Below are 19,382 nucleotides of genomic sequence, written 5' to 3'. Positions count from 1 at the left end.
GGCTCAGGCCTTGGGGCCGTCGTTCGTCAGCTCAGCGGCTCGCTTCTCGGCGGCGCGCAGGCGACGCGTGGTGAGCAGCCGCTGGGGCCAGGCCGCGGTGTCGTGCGCGAGGCGGGCCTCCCGAAGCTCGGCCTGCACCACCACGCGGAACGCCTCCTCCTCCTGCCGGCGCTTCTCGGTGGCAACCTCATCCGCGCTGATCCGTCGCGGTGAGAACCCGGCGTCGTCCATGCCGACGGCGATCCAGGATGCCGCGAGCAGTGTCAGGGTGCTGGTCAGGTTGAACCAGATCAGGAGTCCGATGATCACCGCGAATGCGGCGAGCAGCGGGTTGCGGCCGGCGCCGGCGAGCAGTGTGCTGCCGAGGACCTTGAGGACACCGAGGCCCACCGCGCCCAGAATGGAGCCGGTGATGAGCTGGCGGACGGGGATCCGCACTCGCGACAGCACCCGGAACAGTGCGGCGAGGGTGATCGTGTCGATCAGGAGCACGAGGAGCAGGCCGACCGCTCGGGCGGCGCCGTTGAACCAGAACGAATCCCGGGACACCCCGAAAAGCCCGAACAGGGCCCCGAGCGCCTCGGTGCTCGCGATCGAGATCAACGCCGATACCACGAGCACGACCGCGAACAGCACTCCGAGGCCCAGCTCCCGCAGCTTGACGAGGAGGATGAAGGTCTTGTCGGGCGGCATCCGGAAGATCGTGCGCACCGCCTGCGCCGTTGTCGAGAGCCAGCCGAGCACGGTCGCGAGCAGACCGACCAGTGCGATGACGCCGGACCAGCCGAGGACCCTGGCGTCGGCGAGGACGCTCGGGTCAATCACGCCTTCCTCGCCGATCAGCCCGGGCACGGACTGGTTGATGAAGGAGTAGAGCGTCAGCTCGAGGTCGGGATTGGTCGTGATCCACAGTCCGGCGATGGAGAAGGTCAGCCAGAGGGCCGCGAACGTCGCGAAGATGGCCTGGTAGGACATGCCGCCGGCCAGGATGCCGCCGCCGCTTTCACCGAACCGGGTGAAGACCCGCACCGGGCGCGAGCGCATGACCCGCGCGATGAGGGTCTTGATCCGGTCGATCGCCGTGGGAGTGTTCACCCGCTCAGCCTAAGCGGCAGCCGGGCAGCGGAGAAAGCGAAAGGCCGGTATCGCCACGACGAAACGTCGTGACAAGACCGGCCCCAGGGTTCGGACCGGCTACACCATGCCGCGCAGCATGGCCTGCTTGACCTCGGAGATGGCCTGCGTGACCTGTATCCCGCGGGGGCACGCCTCGGTGCAGTTGAAGGTCGTGCGGCAGCGCCACACGCCTTCCTTGTCGTTCAGGATGTCGAGGCGCACGGCGGCGTTGTCGTCGCGCGAGTCGAAGATGAAGCGGTGCGCGTTGACGATCGCGGCCGGACCGAAGTACTGTCCGTCGGTCCAGAACACCGGGCAGCTCGACGTGCACGCGGCGCAGAGGATGCACTTCGTCGTGTCATCGAAGCGTTCGCGCTGGGCGACGGTCTGGATGCGCTCCTTGCCATCGGTGGGGGCGTTGTTCGCCACCAGGAACGGTTGCACGGCACGGAACGATTCGAAGAACGGCTCCATGTCCACGATCAGGTCCTTCTCCAGCGGCAGGCCCTTGATCGCCTCCACGTATACCGGCTTGGTGATGTCGAGGTCCTTGATCAGGGTCTTGCAGGCCAGGCGGTTGCGGCCGTTGATGCGCATGGCGTCCGAGCCGCAGATGCCATGCGCACAGGAGCGGCGGAAGCTCAGTGAGCCGTCCTGCTCCCACTTGATCTTGTGCAGAGCGTCGAGCACGCGGTCCGTCGGGTACATCTGTACGTCGAAGTCGTCCCAGTGCGGTTCGTCGTCGACCTCCGGGTTGTACCGGCGGATGATCAGGGTCACGGTGAAGGACTGGATTTCCTCCGGCACGACCGGCGCACTCGCAGTTGTCGGTGCGGTTGCGGTAGCGGTAGCGGTTGCGGTACTCAACTCAGTACTTCCTTTCCATCGGCTGGTAGCGCGTGATGGTGACCGGCTTCCAGTCGAGCGCAATGTGGTCGGCGGCGTCGGCGGAGAGCGGGTCTCCGGTCAGGTAGGCCATGGTGTGCACGAGGTAGTTTGCGTCGTCGCGCAGGGGGAAGTCGTCGCGCATGTGCCCGCCGCGGCTCTCCTTGCGGTTGCGTGCGGAGTACACGACGACCTCGGCCAGGTCGAGCAGGAAGCCGAGTTCGACGGCCTCGAGAAGGTCGGTGTTGAACCGGCGTCCCTTGTCCTGCACGCCGATGTTCTTGTACCGCTCGCGCAGGCCGTGGATCACGTTGGTGACGTCGGAGAGCGATTCGTCGGTGCGGAACACCTGCGCCTTGGCGTCCATCGTCTCCTGCAGCTCCTTGCGGAGCACGGCGATGCGCTCGGTTCCGGTCGAGGTGCGGATTCCTTCCAGCAGCTCCCGCACACCCCGGGCCGGGTCGGTCGGCAGCGGCGTGAACTCGGCCGTCGTGACATAGGCGACGGCGTTGTTGCCGGCGCGCTTGCCGAAGACGTTGATGTCGAGCAACGAGTTGGTGCCGAGGCGGTTGGAGCCGTGCACGGACACGCAGGCGCATTCGCCGGCCGCGTAGAGGCCGGGCACGACGGTCGTGTTGTTGCGCAGCACCTCCGCGTTCACGTTGGTGGGGATGCCGCCCATCGCGTAGTGCGCGGTGGGCATGACCGGCACCGGTTCGGTGACCGGGTCGACGCCCAGGTAGGTGCGGGCGAACTCGGTGATGTCGGGCAGCTTGGTCTCGAGCACCTCGGCACCGAGGTGGGTGCAGTCGAGGTACAGGTAGTCCTTGTTGGGACCGGCACCGCGGCCTTCAGCGACCTCCTTGACCATGCAACGGGCGATGATGTCCCGCGGGGCGAGGTCCTTGATGGTGGGCGCGTAGCGCTCCATGAACCGTTCGCCGGCCGCGTTGCGGAGGATGGCGCCCTCTCCGCGCGCGCCCTCGGTGAGCAGGATGCCGAGGCCCGCCAGTCCGGTCGGGTGGAACTGGAAGAACTCCATGTCCTCGAGCGGCAGGCCCTTGCGCCACACGATGCCCACGCCGTCGCCCGTGAGGGTGTGCGCGTTGGAGGTGGTCTTGTAGATCTTGCCGAACCCGCCGGTGGCGAAGATGAACGCCTTCGCCTGGAAGACGTGCAGTTCGCCGGTGGACAGGTCGTAGGCGACGACGGCCGAGGGCTGGTCGACCCCGTCGACCGGTGTCATGACCAGGTCGAGCACGTAGTACTCGTTGAAGAAGTTGATGCCGCGTTTGACGCAGTTCTGGTAGAGCGTCTGCAGGATCATGTGGCCGGTGCGGTCGGCGGCGTAGCAGGCCCGCCGTACCGGTGCCTTGCCGTGGTCGCTGGTGTGGCCGCCGAACCGGCGCTGGTCGATCTTGCCCTCCGGCGTTCGGTTGAAGGGCAGGCCCATGTTCTCGAGGTCGATGACCGCGTCGATGGCTTCCTTGGCGAGGATCTCGGCCGCGTCCTGGTCCACCAGGTAGTCGCCACCCTTGACCGTGTCGAAGGTGTGCCATTCCCAGTTGTCTTCTTCGACGTTGGCGAGGGCCGCGGCCATCCCGCCCTGCGCCGCACCCGTGTGCGAACGCGTCGGGTACAGCTTGGAGATCACGGCCGTGCTGGCGCCGGAGCCGGCTTCGATGGCGGCACGCATACCGGCACCCCCGGCTCCCACGATGACGATGTCGAACTGGTGGTAGTGCACACCGTCGATGACGGTGGACTCTGAGGGCGCGGTTGAAGCATCCGTAGTCATATGGGTTTTAGCAGCTCCTAAATGGCCGAGCAAAACGAAGGAAGAAGATCGGCGGGCGAACCGGCCGGGCAAGGGTCGAACGTGAATACCACGAGCGTGCCGAGCACGATCAGGATCACGACGGCCGCCAGGATGGCGGACTTCAGGATGCCGCGGGTCAGACGCTGCGTGGCGTAGTCGTTGACCAGCGTGCGCATGCCATTGCCGCCGTGGATCAGGGCGAGCCAGAGCATGAGAACGTCCCAGACCATCCAGAACGGGGTGGTCAGCTTGCCGGCGACGAAAGCAAAGTTGAGGGCGCTGACGCCCTCGCCGACCATCAGGTTGACGAAGAGGTGTCCGAAGATGAGCACGACCAGCACGACGCCGGAGACGCGCATGTAGATCCAGCCCCACTTCTCCCAGTTCACGCCGCGGGAGCGCGGCGCGCGGGAGTAGGGGCTGCGGGGAGCTTCGATTGTGGATGTCATGGCTCTCCCCGTTCTAGTGGCTGAACACGTTGATCAGGTGGCGCGGCACGAAGGCGAGCATCGTTACCACCCACAGGGCGACCACGACGTAGAACATGGCCTTCTGGTACTTGGCGTTCCAGAAGTCGATCAGGATGATCCGAATCCCGTTGAAGGCGTGGAACACGATGGCCCCGACGAGCGCGGTTTCGCCGAGGCCCATGATCGGCGTCTGATAGCTGCTGATGACCGCGTTGTAGGCCTCCGGGCTGACGCGCACCAGCGCGGTGTCCAAGATGTGAACCAGCAAGAAGAAGAAGATCGCAACACCCGTAATGCGGTGGAGGACCCACGACCACATGCCCTCACGGCCCCGATACAGGGTTCCGGCGGGGCGACGTGATGTCGTCTTCTGCTGGGATGTCAGTGTCGCTGCCTGCTCTGGCATGACCAACCCTCCCTGGCTGTGTGGCGGCCTCGACGAAGCTGGCCGACAATGCGCCGTGCGCGCATGGAACAATTATAAGTGTCTCTGTGCCGAGATAAAACGCGAATGTCCGGCTAGCGCTGCATTGACAGCGGAACCGCAACCATGGCGCGAACGGCGGCTCGTTCGTCGACGACCTGCTCGTAATGCGCCAGCAGCGCGCCGCACACGTTTTCCCAGGATCGACCGAGCACGCTCCGTCGTCCCGCCTCGCCCATCCGCCGCCGCAGCGCAGGGTCCAGGACCAGCCGGGCGACGCAGCGGCGCAGGTCTCTCTCGTCGTCCGGAATGAAGAGGAAACCGTTTTCACCGTGGCTGACCAGGTCGATCGGGCCGCCGGCCCGCGGTGCGACGACCGGCAGCCCGGCGGCGTGCGCCTCCTGCAGGGTCTGGCCGAAGGTCTCCTCGGTGCCCGCGTGCAGGAACAGGTCGAAGCTCGCGTAAGCCCGGGCGAGATCCGCCCCGTCCAGGCGGCCGAGCCAGGTCACCGGCATCCCGGCGAGCTCCCGCTCGAGCGCCGGCCGCGACGGGCCGTCGCCGACGAGGGCGAGACGGATGCCGGGCAGCCCGCGCAGGGCCCGGAACCTCTCCACCTGCTTCTCCGGTGCCAGGCGGCCGACGTAGCCCACGACGACCTCCCCGTTCGGGGCCAGCCGGCTCCGCAGCGCCGACGCCTCCGGGTCGGATCTCCGGTTGGGGTGGTAGCCGACCAGGTCGACGCCGCGGGTCCAGTGCGCCAGCCGCCGCAGGCCGATGCGGCGCAGGTCCGCCATCGACGCGGAGGAGGGAGCCAGGGTGAGGTCGGCTCCCTCGTGCACCCACTTGACGAAACGCCAGACGGACTGCGCGGCCGGGCCGAGCCGGTTGCGGCGGGCGTAGCCGGCGACATCCGTCTGGAAAACGGCGACGCTGGGAACGTCCTGCCGGTTCGCGGCCGCGATGCCCTGTGCGCCGAGCAGGAACGGCGACGCAGCGTGCAGCACGTCCGGGGCGAAATCGGCCAGCAGGCGGTGCACCTGCGGGCTGGGCATTCCCACCGGGAACTGCCGGTAGCGTGCCGCGGGAACACCGTGCACGGGGAACCCGGCGTACTCGGCCGGGGCGCCGGCCGGGGCGATGACCATCGCGTCGTGGCCCGTGCGGGAAAGATGCTCGAGCACCTTGCACACGCTCGTGGTGACTCCGCTGACCGTGGGCAGAAAACTTTCGGTGATGAGTGCAACCCTCATGAGGGTGACCCTAGGCACGCCCTCCGGCGCGCAGGTGAACGCACCGTGAACGGCGTGGACCGGGCGGTAGTCTGGCCGAATGCTGCCTTCCACGGAACCACTCGATCGTTTCTACAGCGTGATTCCCGCCGGTGGGATCGGATCCCGGCTGTGGCCGCTGTCCCGCGCCGACGCCCCCAAATTCCTGCACGACCTGACCGGCTCCGGCCAGACCCTGCTCAGGGCCACTTGGGATCGCCTCGCACCTCTGTCGGGCGAGCAGCGCATCATGGTGGTCACCGGCCGCGCGCACCGCGCCGCCGTCGAGGAGCAGCTCCCCGAGCTCGCCGACCTGAACGTGGTGCTCGAAAGCGAGCCGCGCGAGTCCACCGCCGCCATCGGCCTGGCCGCGGCGATTCTGGAGAAACGCGAACCGGACGTCATCATCGGCTCCTTCGCCGCCGACCACGTGATCAAGGGACACCACCTGTTCCGCCAGGCGGTCGCCGAGGCCGTGCGCGCCGCCGACGCCGGCTACATCGCCACCATCGGCATCCAGCCCACGGAGCCGGCCGTCGGCTTCGGCTATATCAAGACCGCCGGCGCGCTGCACATTGCCGGCGCCGCCAGCGCCCTGTCGGTGGACTCCTTCGTGGAGAAGCCCGACCTTGCCACCGCCCAGGACTACCTGGCCAACGGCACCTATTTCTGGAACGCCGGCATGTACATCGCCCGCGCCGACCGCCTGCTGGAAGAGATCGGGGCGTCCGAGCCCGAACTTCTCGCCGGGCTGCTCGAACTGGCCGAGGCCTGGGATACCCCGCGCCGCGGCGCCGTGGTCGACCGCGTCTGGCCCCGCCTGAAGAAGATCGCGATCGACTACTCGGTCGCCGAACCGGCGGCCGCCCGCGGCAGGCTCGCCGTGATCCCCGGCCAGTTCGACTGGGACGACGTGGGTGACTTCGCATCGATCGCGAAAATCCACGCCAACGGCCGCAAGCGCGATCTCGCCATCCTCGGCGACGGTGCCCGGGTGCTTGCGGACTCCTCGAGCGGGATCGTGGTCAGCCACACCGGGCGCATGATCGCCCTGATCGGCGTCGAGGACATCGTCGTGGTCGACACCCCGGACGCCCTCCTCATCACCACCAGCGCCAACGCGCAGAAGGTCAAGGCCGTCGTCGACGCGCTAAAGCTGTCCGGCAGCAACGACGTGCTCTAATCGGCATCAAACCCCCCGATCGGGGGCATTTTCGGGCCCGATTCGGCCGGGGCGTCCGGCGGGCCTGCCGCGGACCAGTATCGCGTCTTGATAACCTTTCGCCCACGGGCCCGTTTTGCTCCTCTGAGCAGAGAATCATTCGATAGCGTGTAAACCAATACAGCCCCTTGCGAACCCGCGCCGGGCGACCATTGGAGGTCATTTTGACAATCATGAAACGACGGGTCGCATTCAGCGGCCTTGCCACGTTGGGCGTCGTGGCCCTTCTCGCAGCCTGTGCGCCGGCGCCGACCGATGAGGGAACCGCTGGTGGCGGTGCCGAATCCGACTACCTGCCCTGCATCGTCTCCGACTTCGGCGGCTTCGACGACAAGTCCTTCAACCAGTCCAGCTTCGAGGGCATCACCAAGGCCTCCGACGAGCTCGGCATCGAATTCCAGCAGGCCGAGTCCAAGTCGGAAGACCAGTACGGTCCGAACGTCTCGAGCATGGTCGACCAGGGTTGCGACTTCGTCCTCACCGTCGGTTTCGCCCTCTCCAACGCCACCCGCGATGCCGCCCAGGCCGCGCCCGACACCAACTTCGCGCTGATCGACTCCGCGCTCTCCAATGACGACTTCAGCCCGCTGACGCTCGACAACGTGAAGCCGGTGCTGTACGACACGGCGCAGGCCGCGTTCCTGGCCGGCTACCTGGCCGCGGGCACCACCAAGACCGGAGTCGTCGGCACCTATGGCGGACTTCAGTTCCCGTCGGTCACCATCTTCATGGACGGCTTTGTCGACGGCGTCGCGTACCACAACGAGAAGAAGGGCACCGACGTCACCGTCAGCGGCTGGGACAAGACCACCCAGACCGGCCTGTTCGCCGGTGGCTTCGACGACATCAACCAGGGCAAGGCGCTCAGCACCACCCTGATCGACGCCGGCGCTGACATCATCCTCCCGGTTGCCGGACCGCTCTTCCAGGGCACCGCGCAGGCCATTCAGGACTCCGGCAAGGACGTCGCCATCATCGGTGTCGACAGCGACCTGTTCGAGACCACGCCCGAGTTCGCTTCGCTTTACCTCACCTCGGTGCTCAAGCAGATGACGGATGCCACCGAGCAGATCATCCTCGACGACGCTGAGGGTAACTTCTCGTCCACCCCCTACGTCGGCACGCTCGAGAACGAGGGCGTCGACATCGCCCCGCTCCACGACTGGGAGTCCAAGGTCGACCCCGCGGTCATGACCGAGATCGAGGCCATCAAGGCCGACATCATCAGTGGTGTTCTCAAGGTTGAGTCGCCCGCGACCCCGAAGTAGCACCGAAGCAGCACTCAGACGCAGTCGGGGAGGCACGCATCTTGCGGGCCTCCCCGACTGCGTCTGTGGGCGGATGTCGTCGGCCGGGATGCCTGCACACCCAAGCGAACGGCGCCACCCCGCCAACATATGAGCAAGAGCGTCAACTTTCGCTCGTCACTGAATAGAATCGACGACATGAAGCTCGAACTTCGAGGCATTACGAAGCGATTCGGTGCCCTGGTCGCGAATGACCACATTGACCTCACCGTCGAGGCCGGAGAAATCCACGCACTGCTCGGCGAAAACGGCGCGGGGAAATCCACCCTGATGAACGTGCTCTACGGCCTGTACCGGGCCGAGGAGGGCGATATCCTCCTCGACGACGTGGTGCAGCACTTCAGCGGCCCCGGCGACGCCATGGCCGCCGGCATCGGCATGGTGCACCAGCACTTCATGCTCATCCCGGTGTTCACCGTCGCCGAGAACGTCATGCTCGGGCATGAGGAGACCAAGGCGGGCGGTCGCCTCGACCTGCCCGCGGCCCGCAAGCACGTGCGCGAGATCTCCCGACGGTTCGGGTTCGACGTCGACCCGGATGCGCTCGTCGAAGACCTCCCCGTCGGCGTGCAGCAGCGGGTCGAGATCATCAAGGCGCTCTCGCGCGACGCGAAGGTGCTCGTCTTCGACGAGCCCACCGCCGTGCTCACGCCGCAGGAGACCGACGAGCTGATGGTCATCATGCGCCAGCTCAAGGCGAGCGGTACCTCCATCGTGTTCATCACCCACAAGCTGCGCGAGGTGCGCGAAGTCGCCGACCGGATCACCGTCATCCGTCTGGGCAAGGTCGTCGGTGAGGCGTCCCCGACCGCGAGCAACGTCGAGCTGGCCACCCAGATGGTCGGCCGTGCGGTCGACCTCACCGTGGACAAGTCCCCGGCACTGCCCGGTGAGGTGGTTCTGTCGGTGAAGAACCTCACCGTGCTGGGCCCGCACGGTCAGATCCTGGTCAACAACGTCAGCTTCGAGGTGCACAAGGGCGAGATCCTGGCCATCGCCGGGGTGCAGGGAAACGGCCAGACCGAACTCACCGAGGCGATGATGGGGCTCCAATCGCGGGTTTCCGGGGAGATCACCCTCGACGGCAAGTCGCTGCGCGGGCATTCGGTGCGCCAGGTACTCGACGCCGGAGTCGGATTCGTGCCGGAAGACCGCAACGAAGACGGACTGGTCGGTGAGTTCACCATCGCCGAGAACCTCATGCTCGACCGCTCGAACAAGCTCCCCTTCGTCAAACGGTGGAACGTGCAGCGGGCCTTCCTCGCCGCGTTCGCCGAAAAAAAAGTCACAGAGTTCGACGTGCGCGCCCAAGGCATCGAGACCCCGGTCGGCAAGCTCTCCGGCGGCAACCAGCAGAAGGTCGTGCTCGCCCGCGAGCTCGGCCGCGATCTGCGCCTCTTCGTCGCAGCCCAGCCCACCCGCGGGCTCGACGTCGGCTCGGTGGAGTTCGTGCACGAGCGCATCGTGGCCACCCGGGATGCCGGCACGCCCGTGATCGTCATCTCGACGGAGCTCGACGAGGTGGCAGCCCTCGCGGACCGGATCATGGTCATGTACCGCGGTCGCATCGTCGGCATCGTTCCCGGTGACACGCCGCGCGCCGTACTCGGTTTGATGATGGCCGGCGAAACGCCCGCCGGAGAAGGAGCTGCCGCGTGAGCGCGACACAGGGTCCCACGACCGAGTCAGGAACGCCGTCAATCCCGGCCCCCGAACAGCCGTCCCGCTGGAACCAGGCGTTTCGCGAGATCACCACCGGCAACGCGATCATCTCCGTGCTCGCCGTCGTGCTCGCGCTTTTCGTCGGCGGCATCATGATCGCCTTCACCAACGAGGGCGTTCAGGAAGCCGCAGGCTACTTCTTCTCCCGGCCCGGCGACCTGCTGCGGGAAGTCTGGTATTCCGTGTCCGGCGCCTACTCGGCCCTGTTCCAGGGGTCGGTCTACAACTTCCGTCGACCGAGCTTCGCCGCCGGCATCAAGCCGCTCACCGAGACGCTCACCTTCGCGACCCCGCTGATCATGGCGGGGCTCGGCGTGGCGCTGGGCTTCCGGGTGGGCATGTTCAACATCGGTGGCCGCGGCCAGATGCTGATCGCCGCCGCCCTCGGCGGCTGGGTCGGTTTCGCCGTCGACCTGCCCTACGGCCTGCACATGGTCGCGGCCCTCGTGGCCGGCGTGCTCGGCGGCGCCCTCTGGGGTGGGATCGTGGGTCTGCTCAAGGCCCGCACCGGCGCCCATGAGGTGATCACCACGATCATGCTCAACTACGTCGCGTTCTACCTGGTCAGCTACCTGCTGCGTGAGGGCTTCCTGAAGACCCCCGGATCGAACAACCCGAAGAGCCCGGCGACGAAGGTCACCGCGGTCTTCCCCGACCTTCTCGGCTCGACGTACTCGCTGCACTTCGGCTTCATCCTGGCCATCGCCGCCACGGTTTTCACCTGGTGGCTGCTGTCCCGGTCGAACCTGGGCTTCCAGTTCCGGGCCGTGGGACTGAACCCCCACGCGGCGCGCGTCGCCGGCATCAGCGTCAAGCGCATCTACGTCTACGCGATGCTGTTCTCGGGCGGACTGATCGGCCTGGCCGGCATCAACCAGGTGCTCGGCACCACGACCAGTGGTTTCGGCGCCGGACTGGACTCCGGTATCGGCTTCGATGCGATCACGGTCGCGCTGCTGGGCCGTTCCAAGCCCTGGGGTGTGTTCGCCGCGGGCATCCTGTTCGGCGCGTTCAAGGCCGGCGGTTTCTCGATGCAGGCGGCCGAGGGTGTGCCGATCGACATCGTGCTCGTCGTGCAGTCACTGATCGTGCTTTTCATCGCGGCTCCGCCTCTCGTGCGGGCCATCTTCCGACTGCCGGCCCCGGGCTCCGCGCCCCGCCGGGCACTGCCCAACGTTTCCCAGGAGGTGGCTGCACAGTGAGCACCGTTGCCCCGGCCGTCCAGCCCGTATCGTCGACCGCCGACGATCGCCCCGACTTCAAAATCGTGAAGAGTTGGAAGTCGCCCATCGCCCTGGCGATTTTCACCGTCGTCGCCTTCGCGCTCTTCGTGGCCTTCGGCCGCGAGGGCGTCAGCACCATGCGGCTCTCCACCTCGAGCGACCTGATCCAGCTTCCCGATCTCCTGCTGCCCACCCGGCTGACCGGCATCGTCATCAGTGTGCTGCTGCTTGTGATCACGGGCGTGAGCGTGTGGCTGGTGCAGTCCCGGCGTCAGGTGCCGATCTGGCTTATCTCCGTCTACGCGGTGCTCTTCCTGATCGGATTCCTGGTCTGGGCCGCCGCCGGCGAGTCCATCCCGGTGCCCGGGCTGCTGTTCGGTTCGCTCAGCCTGGCTGTACCGCTGATCTTCGGTGCTCTCGGCGGTGTCATCTCCGAACGGGTCGGCGTGGTCAACATCGCCATTGAGGGGCAACTGCTCGCCGGGGCGTTCACCTCGGCCATGGTGGCGTCCCTGACCAACCAGCCCATCCTCGGCCTCGTCGCGGCCATGTTCGCCGGCGTTCTCGTTTCGATGGTGCTCGCCTCGTTCTCGATCAAGTACTTCGTCGACCAGGTCATCGTCGGTGTCGTGCTCAACGTTCTCGTGATCGGCGTCACCGGTTTCCTTTACTCCCAGGTGATGGCGCCCAACGCGGCCCTGCTCAACCAGCCGCCTCGATTCGAGCGGATCAACATCCCGCTGCTCAGCGAGATCCCGATCATCGGACCGGTCTTGTTCCGGCAGACCCTGATCGTCTACATCATGTATGTGGCCGTCGCCTTGGTGTACTACGGCATCTTCCACACCCGGTGGGGCCTGCGCCTCCGCAGCGTGGGCGAGCACCCCCAGGCGGCAGACACCGTCGGCATCAACGTCGGCCGCACCCGGTTCTGGAACGTGTCGCTCGCCGGCGCGATCGTCGGCCTCGGCGGCGCCTACTTCACCCTCGGTTCGGTGGGCGCTTTCGGCAAGGAGATGACCGCCGGAGCCGGCTTCATCGCGCTGGCCGCCGTGATCTTCGGCCGTTGGGATCCGATCCGGGCCACGCTGGCCGCCCTCCTGTTCGGGTTCGCGAGCAATTTGCAGAACGTGCTCAGTGTCATCGGTTCGCCGGTGCCGAGCGAGTTCATGCTCATGCTGCCGTACCTGATCACCATCGCCGCCGTTGCCGGGTTCGTCGGAACGTCGCGGGGACCGGCGGCATCCGGCAAGCCCTACATCAAATCGTGACCGGCGTGAGCCACGGCGCCTCGCCAGCGTTCGGCGACATCGACTGGGCGGCGCTGCGGGAGGCCGCGACGACGGCGATGGCCCAGGCCTATGTGCCGTACTCGAAGTTCCCGGTCGGCGCCGCGGCGCAGGTCACCGACGGTCGTGTGATCAGCGGATGCAACGTGGAGAACGCCTCCTACGGGCTCACCCTCTGCGCCGAATGCGCCCTCGTCTCCGTGCTGCACCTGACCGGGGGAGGCCACCTCGTCGCGTTCACCTGCGTCGACGGCAACGGCCGAACGTTGATGCCCTGCGGCCGCTGCCGCCAGCTGTTGTACGAACATTCCGCGCCCGGCATGCTGCTGGAGACGGTGTCGGGTGTGCGCACCATCGATGAAGTGCTGCCGGACGCCTTCGGGCCCAGGCAGCTCGCCGAATACCAGGAAGAGTAGCTGTGAGCACCAATCAGAACCGTATCGAGGCCTTCGACGCCGTGGACCTGATCCACGCCAAGCGTGATCGGGGTGAGCTCAGCACGCCGCAGATCGACTGGCTGATCGACGCGTACACGCGCGGCTACGTCGGCGACGAGCAGATGGCCGCCATGACCATGGCGATCTTCCTGAACGGCATGAATCGCCGGGAGATCAAGGATCTCACCATGGCGATGCTGAGCAGCGGCGAGCGGATGAGCTTCGCCGGACTCGGCAAGCCGACCACCGACAAGCACTCCACCGGCGGCGTCGGCGACAAGATCACCCTGCCGCTGATGCCACTCGTGGCGGTCTTCGGTGCGGCCGTGCCGCAGCTGTCCGGCCGCGGCCTCGGCCACACCGGCGGCACCCTCGACAAGCTCGAATCCATCCCCGGCTGGCGTGCGCACCTCACCAACGAGGAGATGTTCGCGCAGCTGCAGGAATTCGGCGGCGTGATCTGCGCTGCGGGCGGCGGTCTGGCCCCGGCCGACGGCAAGCTCTACGCGCTGCGCGACATCACCGGCACCGTCGAGGCGATCCCGCTGATCGCGTCGTCGATCATGTCGAAGAAGATCGCGGAGGGCACCGGCGCCCTCGTCCTGGACGTGAAGTTCGGGTCGGGCGCGTTCCTGAAAGACATCGAACGGTCCCGGGAGCTCGCCCGCACCATGGTCGCCCTCGGCGAGGACGCCGGCGTGGCGACATCCGCTCTGCTCACCAATATGAACGTGCCGCTCGGGCTCGCAATCGGAAACGCCAACGAGGTGCGTGAATCGGTCGAGGTTCTCGCCGGCGGCGGGCCGGCGGATGTCGTCGAGCTCACCGTGGCCCTGGCCCGGGAGATGCTCGCTCTGGTGGGCATCACCGACGTCGACGTGGAATCCGCTCTCACGGACGGACGCGCCATGGACAAGTGGCGCGACGTGATCCGTGCCCAGGGCGGCGATCCCGACGCCCCGCTGCCCGTGGCCCGCGAGACCCACGTCGTCACCGCCCTGCGCGACGGTGTGCTCGTCGAGCAGCAGGCGCTGCCGTTCGGCATCGGCGCCTGGCGCCTCGGCGCCGGCCGCGCCCGCAAGCAGGATCCGGTGCAGCACGCCGCCGGCATCGACCTGCACGCCAAGCCGGGCGATACCGTGCGCGCCGGCCAGCCCCTGTTCACCCTCAGTGCCGACGAACCCGAGCGCTTCGCGCGGGCCCTGGAGGCCGTGGACGGCGCATATCGCATCGGCGACCCCGGCGAGCCCGTGCAGGACGGCGGCCCGCTGATCGCCGAGCGTATCGGTCGCTGAACCGCCCGGCCGGTCTCGGCCCGTGCATCTGAACGGATGTGCGGGCCGGCTCAGCCAGCAGTGTGACTCTCAGCACCCAGCCGGTAGATTAGGGGGGTGAACACGAGCCCTGAGGACTACCTGCTGCCCGGTGCCGGCACGAGCATCAACGCACTGCCGAAGATCTCCCTGCACGACCACCTCGACGGCGGCCTGCGCCCGCAGACCATCATCGAGCTGGCCGGCGCGGTCGGGCTGGCGCTGCCGGCGACGGATGCCCGATCGCTCGGCTCCTGGTTCAGCACCCAGGCCGACTCCGGCACCCTGGTCGACTACCTGAAGACTTTCGACGTCACCGTCGGCGTGATGCAGACCCGCGAGGCCCTGGTGCGCGTGGCCCGCGAATTCGTGGAGGACCTCGCCGCCGACGGCGTGATCTACGGGGAGATCCGCTGGGCCCCCGAGCAGCACCTGGCCCGCGGCCTCACCCTCGACCAGAGCGTCGAGGCGGTGCAGGAGGGCATCGAGGCCGGCATCGCGCTGGTCGCGGGTGCCGGGTCCCGCATTCGGATCGGCCAGCTGATCACGGCCATGAGGCATGCCGAGCGCAGCCTGGAGATCGCGGAACTCGCCGTGCGGCATCGTTCCAACGGGGTTGTCGGCTTCGACATCGCCGGGGCCGAACTGGGGTTCCCGGCCCACCACCACCGGGACGCGTTCGACTTCCTCGCGAAGGCCTTCCTGCCCGTCACCGTGCATGCGGGCGAGGCTGACGGGTTGGAGAGCATCCGCGGGGCACTCTACGACGGCCGGGCATTGCGCCTGGGCCACGGCGTGCGACTCGCCGAGGAAATCGTGATCGGCCGCGAAGACGCGGAGAACACCTACGTCACGCTCGGCCCGGTGGCGCAGTGGGTGCGCGACCGCGACATCGCCCTCGAGCTCAGCCCGTCGTCCAACCTGCAGACCGGCGCAATCGCCGCGTGGGGCGCGGACCTGCTCGACCACCCCTTCGACCTGCTCTACCAGCTGGGCTTCCGGGTCACGGTCAACACCGACAACCGCCTGATGAGCAGCACCACCCTGACCCAGGAACTCGCGCTGCTCAGCGATGCGTTCGGCTACGACATCGACGACCTCGAGGTCTTCCAGCTCAACGCGGCGCAGGCCGCGTTCCTTCCGCTCGACGAACGCGAAGAGCTGGCGGACGCCATCGTCGCCGGTTTCGAAAGCGCCTGAGCGACTCGCGAAAGCCGACCCCCTACCCCGTGAAAGTTCCCATGCCCCTTCCGCCCCTGCCCCTCGAAGCCATCGCGATCGGCGTCCACGTCGACGACTGGCGCGGCGCGGTGGCCGCCGCCGGTGACGCCCTCGAGCGCTCCGGCGCCACCGCCCCCGAATACACGAAGCGCATGATCGCCGTCATCGAGGAATTCGGTGCCTACGTGGTCATCGCCCCCGGGCTGGCGCTCGCGCACGCCCGACCCGGACCCGATGTGCACACCGAGGGTCTCAGCATCGTGACCCTGGCCGACCCGGTCGCGTTCGGACATCCGCACAACGACCCGGTCAGCGTGGTGCTCGGGCTCGCCGTCACCAGCTCCGACGAGCACGTGCTGCTCGTGGCCGAGCTGGCCAACGTCTTCAACGACGCGCACGTCATCCCCTCGCTCGCCGCGGCCACGGATGCCGACGCCATCCGCGCCCTGCTCGGCGTGCCGACCGCAACAGAGGAGCCCTCATGAAGATCGTCGCACTCTGCGGGGTGGGAGTGGGAACCTCCGCCATCCTCAAAATCAACGCCGAGCGCGCGCTCAAACGCCTCGATATCGAAGCCTTCGTCACGGCCACCGACATCGCCGGGGTGAGCACGGTCGGGGCGGATGCCCAGGTCATCCTGACCTCGTCGGAGCTGGTCGACGCCATCGGCAAGACCAATGCCGATATCGTCGTAATCGACAACTACTTCGATGTGGACGAGCTCACCGCCAAGCTGGAGACCGCCCTGGGCTGACGCCCTCGCGGCGGTGCGCTGCAGCTGCGCCGTTACGCGCGAGGCACGCCACCCGCGCAACGGCGCAACACCCGCGCGCCGTGCGAACGGATGCTGCACCGCGTTTCGCGGGGCTACGCGATCAGGTCGCGCATGCCCCGGTCGAGCTCCGCGAGGGTTGCCTCGGCGGCGGCCCGGCGTTCGGCGACCGTGCCGACGGAACTGCTGGTGTCGAGGTAGACCTTGAGCTTGGGCTCGGTGCCGCTCGGGCGCACCATGACGCGGGAGCCGTCGGCCAGCCGGATGCGCAGCACGTCGCTGGGCGGCAGGCCGTTGAAGCCCCCGGAGAGGTCGTCGATGTGGTCGACGGCGATGCTGCCGACGAAGACCGGGGGTGTCTCGCGCAGCCGCGCCATGACCTGCTCGATCTCGGTCAGGTCGGTGACGCGCACCGAGATCTGGCCGGAGGCGAAGTGGCCGAAGCGTTCACTGAAACGGTCGAGGTGCTGGGCGAGGGTGACGCCCTCCGCCTTCAGATTGCTGACCAGGGAGAGCAGCGCCACGGCGGCGGAGATGCCGTCTTTGTCGCGCACGGTCTCGGGGTTAACGAGGTAGCCGAGGGCCTCCTCGAAGCCGAAGATCAGGTCGGGCGCGCGCGACACCCACTTGAAGCCGGTGAGGGTGTCGGTGAACCGCAGCCCGTAAGCCTTCGCCACGGCCTCCAGCGCCGGGGTGGAGACGATGGAGCACGCGAGGGTGCCGGTGGCGCCGCCGTCACCGGTGACGCTCGCGGCCAGTTCCGCGGCTCGCCAGCCGAGGATCGCCCCGACCTCGTTGCCGCTGAGGCGCCGGTACCCGTCGGGGGACCCCTCTTGCGGGATGGCGATCGCAAGGCGGTCGGCGTCGGGGTCGTTGGCGATGATCAGCTCGGCGCCGGTCTCACGGGCCGTCTCGTAGGCGAGGTCCATCGCGCCGGGTTCTTCGGGGTTGGGGAAGGAGACCGTGGGGAAGGCGGCATCCGGGGCGATCTGGGCGTCGACGAGCGTGGGAAGGTCGAAGCCGGCGGCTTGAAGCACCCGGCGGGTGGTGTCCCAGCCGACGCCGTGCAGGGCCGTGTAAACCGTGTTGACCTGCGCGAGGGGCCGGCGGGCAAGACCTGCCGTCGCGTCGATGTAGGCCTGCACGATCGACTCGGGCGCCGTCTCGTAGGGTGCCCGGGGCAGGTCGGGAACCCGTTCCTCCGCGGCGACGCGCAGGATCTCGGCCGCGATCGCGGCGTCGTCGGGCGAAACGATCTGGGAGCCTTGGTTGGCGCCGCCCAGGTAGACCTTGTAGCCGTTGTCGTTGGGCGGGTTGTGCGAGGCGGTGACCATGATGCCCGCGCCGACGTCGAGGTGGCGCACAGCAAACGCGAGCACGGGGGTCGGTAGTAAACGGGGGAGCAGGATGGCGCGTACCCCTGCACCGGCCATGATCGCGGCCGAGTCAGTGGCGAAGACCTGCGAGTTTTTGCGCCCGTCATAGCCGATGACGACCGAGGGGACCCGGCCCGGGGCGGCGTTCTTCGTCAGGAACGCGGCGAGGCCGGCGGCTGCCTGGCAGACGAGTACGCGGTTCATCCGGTTGGAGCCTGCGGCGATGGCGCCGCGCAGACCCGCCGTGCCGAAGGCGAGGCGCTCGTCGAAGCGGGCGTGCAGCTCCGCGAGTGCGACGGCGTCGCCGTCGCCGGCCCCGCGCAGCAGGAGGCGCAGCTCGGCCTGGGTCTCGGGATCGGGGTCCTGGCTGAGCCAGGCATTGGCCACGGCGATCACGGTCGGCGTGGCAGCCGCGGCCGGAGCGGAGTCGGTGCCGGTCTCGCTGCCGCTCACGGCATCCGTGCCGGTGCCGGTGCCGGTGCCTGTGTCGTCGTCGGCGCCGATGGTGTTGATGACCATCGTGTCGGGCAGGACTGTTTCGGTGGCGCCGGTGCCGGTGGCGGCATCGGCACCGGCAGCGGACGCGGGAGCAGCGGCGGCGGCGGCGGAATGCCGGCCGGTGATCTGCGGGTCGGTATTGTCGAGGCTCACAGTGCGGCCACGATCCGGGCGAGGAGCGCGCTGATGACGGGCTCGGCGAGCTTTCCGGCCTCGAGCACCTCCGAGTGGCTGAGCGGGTCCTGCTGGATTCCGGCCGCGAGGTTGGTGATCAGCGACAGACCGAGGATCTCCATGCCCGACTGGCGGGCGGCGATCGCCTCGAGGGCGGTCGACATGCCGACGATGTGGCCGCCGATGACCTTGGCCATCTGCACCTCGGCCGGCGTCTCGTAGTGCGGGCCGCGGAACTGGCAGTACACGCCCTCGTCGAGCGATGGGTCGATGGTGCGGGCCAGGTTGCGCAGGCGGCGCGAGTAGAGGTCGGTCAGGTCGACGAACGTCGCGCCCTCGAGGGGCGAGTCGGCGGTGAGGTTGATATGGTCGCTGATCAGCACGGGGGTGCCGGCTTTCCAGGTCTCCCGGATGCCGCCGGCACCGTTGGTGAGGATCATGGTCGTCGCGCCGGTGGCGGCGGCGGTGCGCACGCTGTGCACGACCCGGCGCACGCCGTGGCCTTCGTAATAGTGCGTGCGGGCGCCGATGAGGAGGGCGCGCTTGCCGCTGGGCAGCAGCACCGAGCGCAGAGTGCCGGCGTGGCCGGCCAGGGCGGGTGCACTGAAACCGGTGATGTACTGCGCGTCGAGGGTGTGCGTGGTCTCGCCGATGAGATCGGCGGCCTTGCCCCATCCGCTGCCCAGGGTCAGGGCGATGTCGTGGCGGGCTACGCCCGTGACTTCGGCGATTTCAGAAGCGGCGGTCCGTGCAACATCAAACGGATCGGTTTCTGGCGCGTCAAGCAAGTTATTGTCGGTCTTCAGCATCCCCCTACTCTAATTGCCCGCCGATTTCGGGACCGTT

At 67.8% G+C, this 19,382-nt stretch carries 18 protein-coding genes; 10 read left to right on the top strand and 8 right to left on the bottom strand.

The features are described 5' to 3' along the window. Positions 1-3 precede the first annotated feature (3 nt). The 6 genes from E3T25_RS03865 to E3T25_RS03840 all read right to left on the bottom strand — a co-directional run bounded on the left by E3T25_RS03865 (position 4) and on the right by E3T25_RS03840 (position 5,964). Complete coding sequence (locus E3T25_RS03865; protein WP_134372289.1) at positions 4-1,095, bottom strand: YihY/virulence factor BrkB family protein; 1,092 nt, start codon at positions 1,093-1,095, stop codon at positions 4-6. A 99-nt stretch (positions 1,096-1,194) separates the two neighbouring features. After that, on the bottom strand, positions 1,195-1,983 hold the full coding sequence (locus E3T25_RS03860) for a succinate dehydrogenase iron-sulfur subunit (RefSeq protein WP_174843019.1): 789 nt from the start codon (positions 1,981-1,983) through the stop codon (positions 1,195-1,197). A gap of 1 nt (position 1,984) precedes the next feature. Continuing rightward, complete coding sequence (gene sdhA / locus E3T25_RS03855) at positions 1,985-3,799, bottom strand: succinate dehydrogenase flavoprotein subunit (protein ID WP_104100348.1); 1,815 nt, start codon at positions 3,797-3,799, stop codon at positions 1,985-1,987. Positions 3,800-3,816: 17 nt separating this feature from the next. Further along, on the bottom strand, positions 3,817-4,269 hold the full coding sequence (locus tag E3T25_RS03850) for a succinate dehydrogenase hydrophobic membrane anchor subunit (RefSeq protein ID WP_104100347.1): 453 nt from the start codon (positions 4,267-4,269) through the stop codon (positions 3,817-3,819). 13 nt (positions 4,270-4,282) lie between these two features. Next, entirely contained in the window at positions 4,283-4,696 is a 414-nt protein-coding gene (gene sdhC / locus E3T25_RS03845; RefSeq protein ID WP_104100346.1) for a succinate dehydrogenase, cytochrome b556 subunit, read from the bottom strand. Positions 4,697-4,809: 113 nt separating this feature from the next. After that, complete coding sequence (locus E3T25_RS03840; protein ID WP_134372287.1) at positions 4,810-5,964, bottom strand: glycosyltransferase family 4 protein; 1,155 nt, start codon at positions 5,962-5,964, stop codon at positions 4,810-4,812. 79 nt (positions 5,965-6,043) lie between these two features. On the opposite strand from E3T25_RS03840, the gene E3T25_RS03835 reads away from it, so the two are divergent. From E3T25_RS03835 to E3T25_RS03790, 10 genes are all read left to right on the top strand, one after another. Beyond that, positions 6,044-7,165 carry a mannose-1-phosphate guanylyltransferase gene (locus tag E3T25_RS03835; protein ID WP_134342668.1) on the top strand — a complete coding sequence of 374 codons (1,122 nt, stop codon included), beginning with the start codon at positions 6,044-6,046 and terminating at the stop codon, positions 7,163-7,165. Between the two features lie 212 nt (positions 7,166-7,377). Continuing rightward, the gene (locus E3T25_RS03830; RefSeq protein WP_134372330.1) at positions 7,378-8,472 is read left to right on the top strand and encodes a BMP family lipoprotein; all 1,095 of its coding nucleotides are present in this window, start codon (positions 7,378-7,380) and stop codon (positions 8,470-8,472) included. Positions 8,473-8,649: 177 nt separating this feature from the next. Then, a complete protein-coding gene (locus E3T25_RS03825; protein ID WP_104100342.1) occupies positions 8,650-10,170 on the top strand; it encodes an ABC transporter ATP-binding protein in 1,521 nt (506 codons plus the stop codon). Beyond that, positions 10,167-11,435, top strand: coding sequence for an ABC transporter permease (locus tag E3T25_RS03820; RefSeq protein ID WP_174722148.1), 1,269 nt, complete (start codon positions 10,167-10,169; stop codon positions 11,433-11,435). The genes E3T25_RS03825 and E3T25_RS03820 overlap by 4 nt, the downstream gene beginning before the upstream one ends. Further along, on the top strand, positions 11,432-12,727 hold the full coding sequence (locus E3T25_RS03815) for an ABC transporter permease (protein ID WP_369827948.1): 1,296 nt from the start codon (positions 11,432-11,434) through the stop codon (positions 12,725-12,727). The genes E3T25_RS03820 and E3T25_RS03815 overlap by 4 nt, the downstream gene beginning before the upstream one ends. Then, the gene (locus E3T25_RS03810) at positions 12,724-13,161 is read left to right on the top strand and encodes a cytidine deaminase (RefSeq protein ID WP_255572964.1); all 438 of its coding nucleotides are present in this window, start codon (positions 12,724-12,726) and stop codon (positions 13,159-13,161) included. The genes E3T25_RS03815 and E3T25_RS03810 overlap by 4 nt, the downstream gene beginning before the upstream one ends. A 2-nt stretch (positions 13,162-13,163) precedes the next feature. Beyond that, complete coding sequence (locus E3T25_RS03805; RefSeq protein WP_134372285.1) at positions 13,164-14,477, top strand: thymidine phosphorylase; 1,314 nt, start codon at positions 13,164-13,166, stop codon at positions 14,475-14,477. A gap of 96 nt (positions 14,478-14,573) precedes the next feature. Continuing rightward, entirely contained in the window at positions 14,574-15,695 is a 1,122-nt protein-coding gene (locus tag E3T25_RS03800) for an adenosine deaminase (protein ID WP_104100340.1), read from the top strand. A 41-nt stretch (positions 15,696-15,736) separates the two neighbouring features. Continuing rightward, positions 15,737-16,201, top strand: coding sequence for a PTS sugar transporter subunit IIA (locus E3T25_RS03795; protein ID WP_104100339.1), 465 nt, complete (start codon positions 15,737-15,739; stop codon positions 16,199-16,201). Beyond that, positions 16,198-16,470: a PTS sugar transporter subunit IIB gene (locus E3T25_RS03790; protein WP_104100338.1), complete on the top strand. Its 273-nt coding sequence runs from the start codon at positions 16,198-16,200 to the stop codon at positions 16,468-16,470. Before E3T25_RS03795 ends, E3T25_RS03790 begins: the two co-directional genes overlap by 4 nt. A 113-nt stretch (positions 16,471-16,583) precedes the next feature. Here the strand turns inward: E3T25_RS03790 and E3T25_RS03785 are convergent, their stop codons facing one another. Further along, a complete protein-coding gene (locus E3T25_RS03785; RefSeq protein ID WP_134372328.1) occupies positions 16,584-18,383 on the bottom strand; it encodes a phospho-sugar mutase in 1,800 nt (599 codons plus the stop codon). A 128-nt stretch (positions 18,384-18,511) separates the two neighbouring features. Further along, positions 18,512-19,345, bottom strand: coding sequence for a purine-nucleoside phosphorylase (locus E3T25_RS03780; protein WP_134372283.1), 834 nt, complete (start codon positions 19,343-19,345; stop codon positions 18,512-18,514). Between the last annotated feature and the right edge of the window lie 37 nt (positions 19,346-19,382).

The organism is Cryobacterium sandaracinum (assembly GCF_004403415.1).
Taxonomy (GTDB): Bacteria; Actinomycetota; Actinomycetes; order Actinomycetales; family Microbacteriaceae; genus Cryobacterium; species Cryobacterium sandaracinum.
The sequence above is the reverse complement of the archived record's forward strand: the minus strand, read 5'-3'. Positions and strand labels throughout refer to the sequence as shown.

Excerpts from the sequence above, each read along its gene's own strand:
- sdhA (WP_104100348.1), bottom strand. The coding sequence starts at position 3,799 with ATGACTACGGATGCTTCAACCGCGCCCTCAGAGTCCACCGTCATCGAC.
- E3T25_RS03850 (WP_104100347.1), bottom strand. The coding sequence starts at position 4,269 with ATGACATCCACAATCGAAGCTCCCCGCAGCCCCTACTCCCGCGCGCCG.
- sdhC (WP_104100346.1), bottom strand. The coding sequence starts at position 4,696 with ATGCCAGAGCAGGCAGCGACACTGACATCCCAGCAGAAGACGACATCA.
- E3T25_RS03840 (WP_134372287.1), bottom strand. The coding sequence starts at position 5,964 with ATGAGGGTTGCACTCATCACCGAAAGTTTTCTGCCCACGGTCAGCGGA.
- E3T25_RS03835 (WP_134342668.1), top strand. The coding sequence starts at position 6,044 with ATGCTGCCTTCCACGGAACCACTCGATCGTTTCTACAGCGTGATTCCC.
- E3T25_RS03830 (WP_134372330.1), top strand. The coding sequence starts at position 7,378 with ATGAAACGACGGGTCGCATTCAGCGGCCTTGCCACGTTGGGCGTCGTG.
- E3T25_RS03825 (WP_104100342.1), top strand. The coding sequence starts at position 8,650 with ATGAAGCTCGAACTTCGAGGCATTACGAAGCGATTCGGTGCCCTGGTC.
- E3T25_RS03795 (WP_104100339.1), top strand. The coding sequence starts at position 15,737 with ATGCCCCTTCCGCCCCTGCCCCTCGAAGCCATCGCGATCGGCGTCCAC.
- E3T25_RS03790 (WP_104100338.1), top strand. The coding sequence starts at position 16,198 with ATGAAGATCGTCGCACTCTGCGGGGTGGGAGTGGGAACCTCCGCCATC.
- E3T25_RS03785 (WP_134372328.1), bottom strand. The coding sequence starts at position 18,383 with ATGGTCATCAACACCATCGGCGCCGACGACGACACAGGCACCGGCACC.
- E3T25_RS03780 (WP_134372283.1), bottom strand. The coding sequence starts at position 19,345 with ATGCTGAAGACCGACAATAACTTGCTTGACGCGCCAGAAACCGATCCG.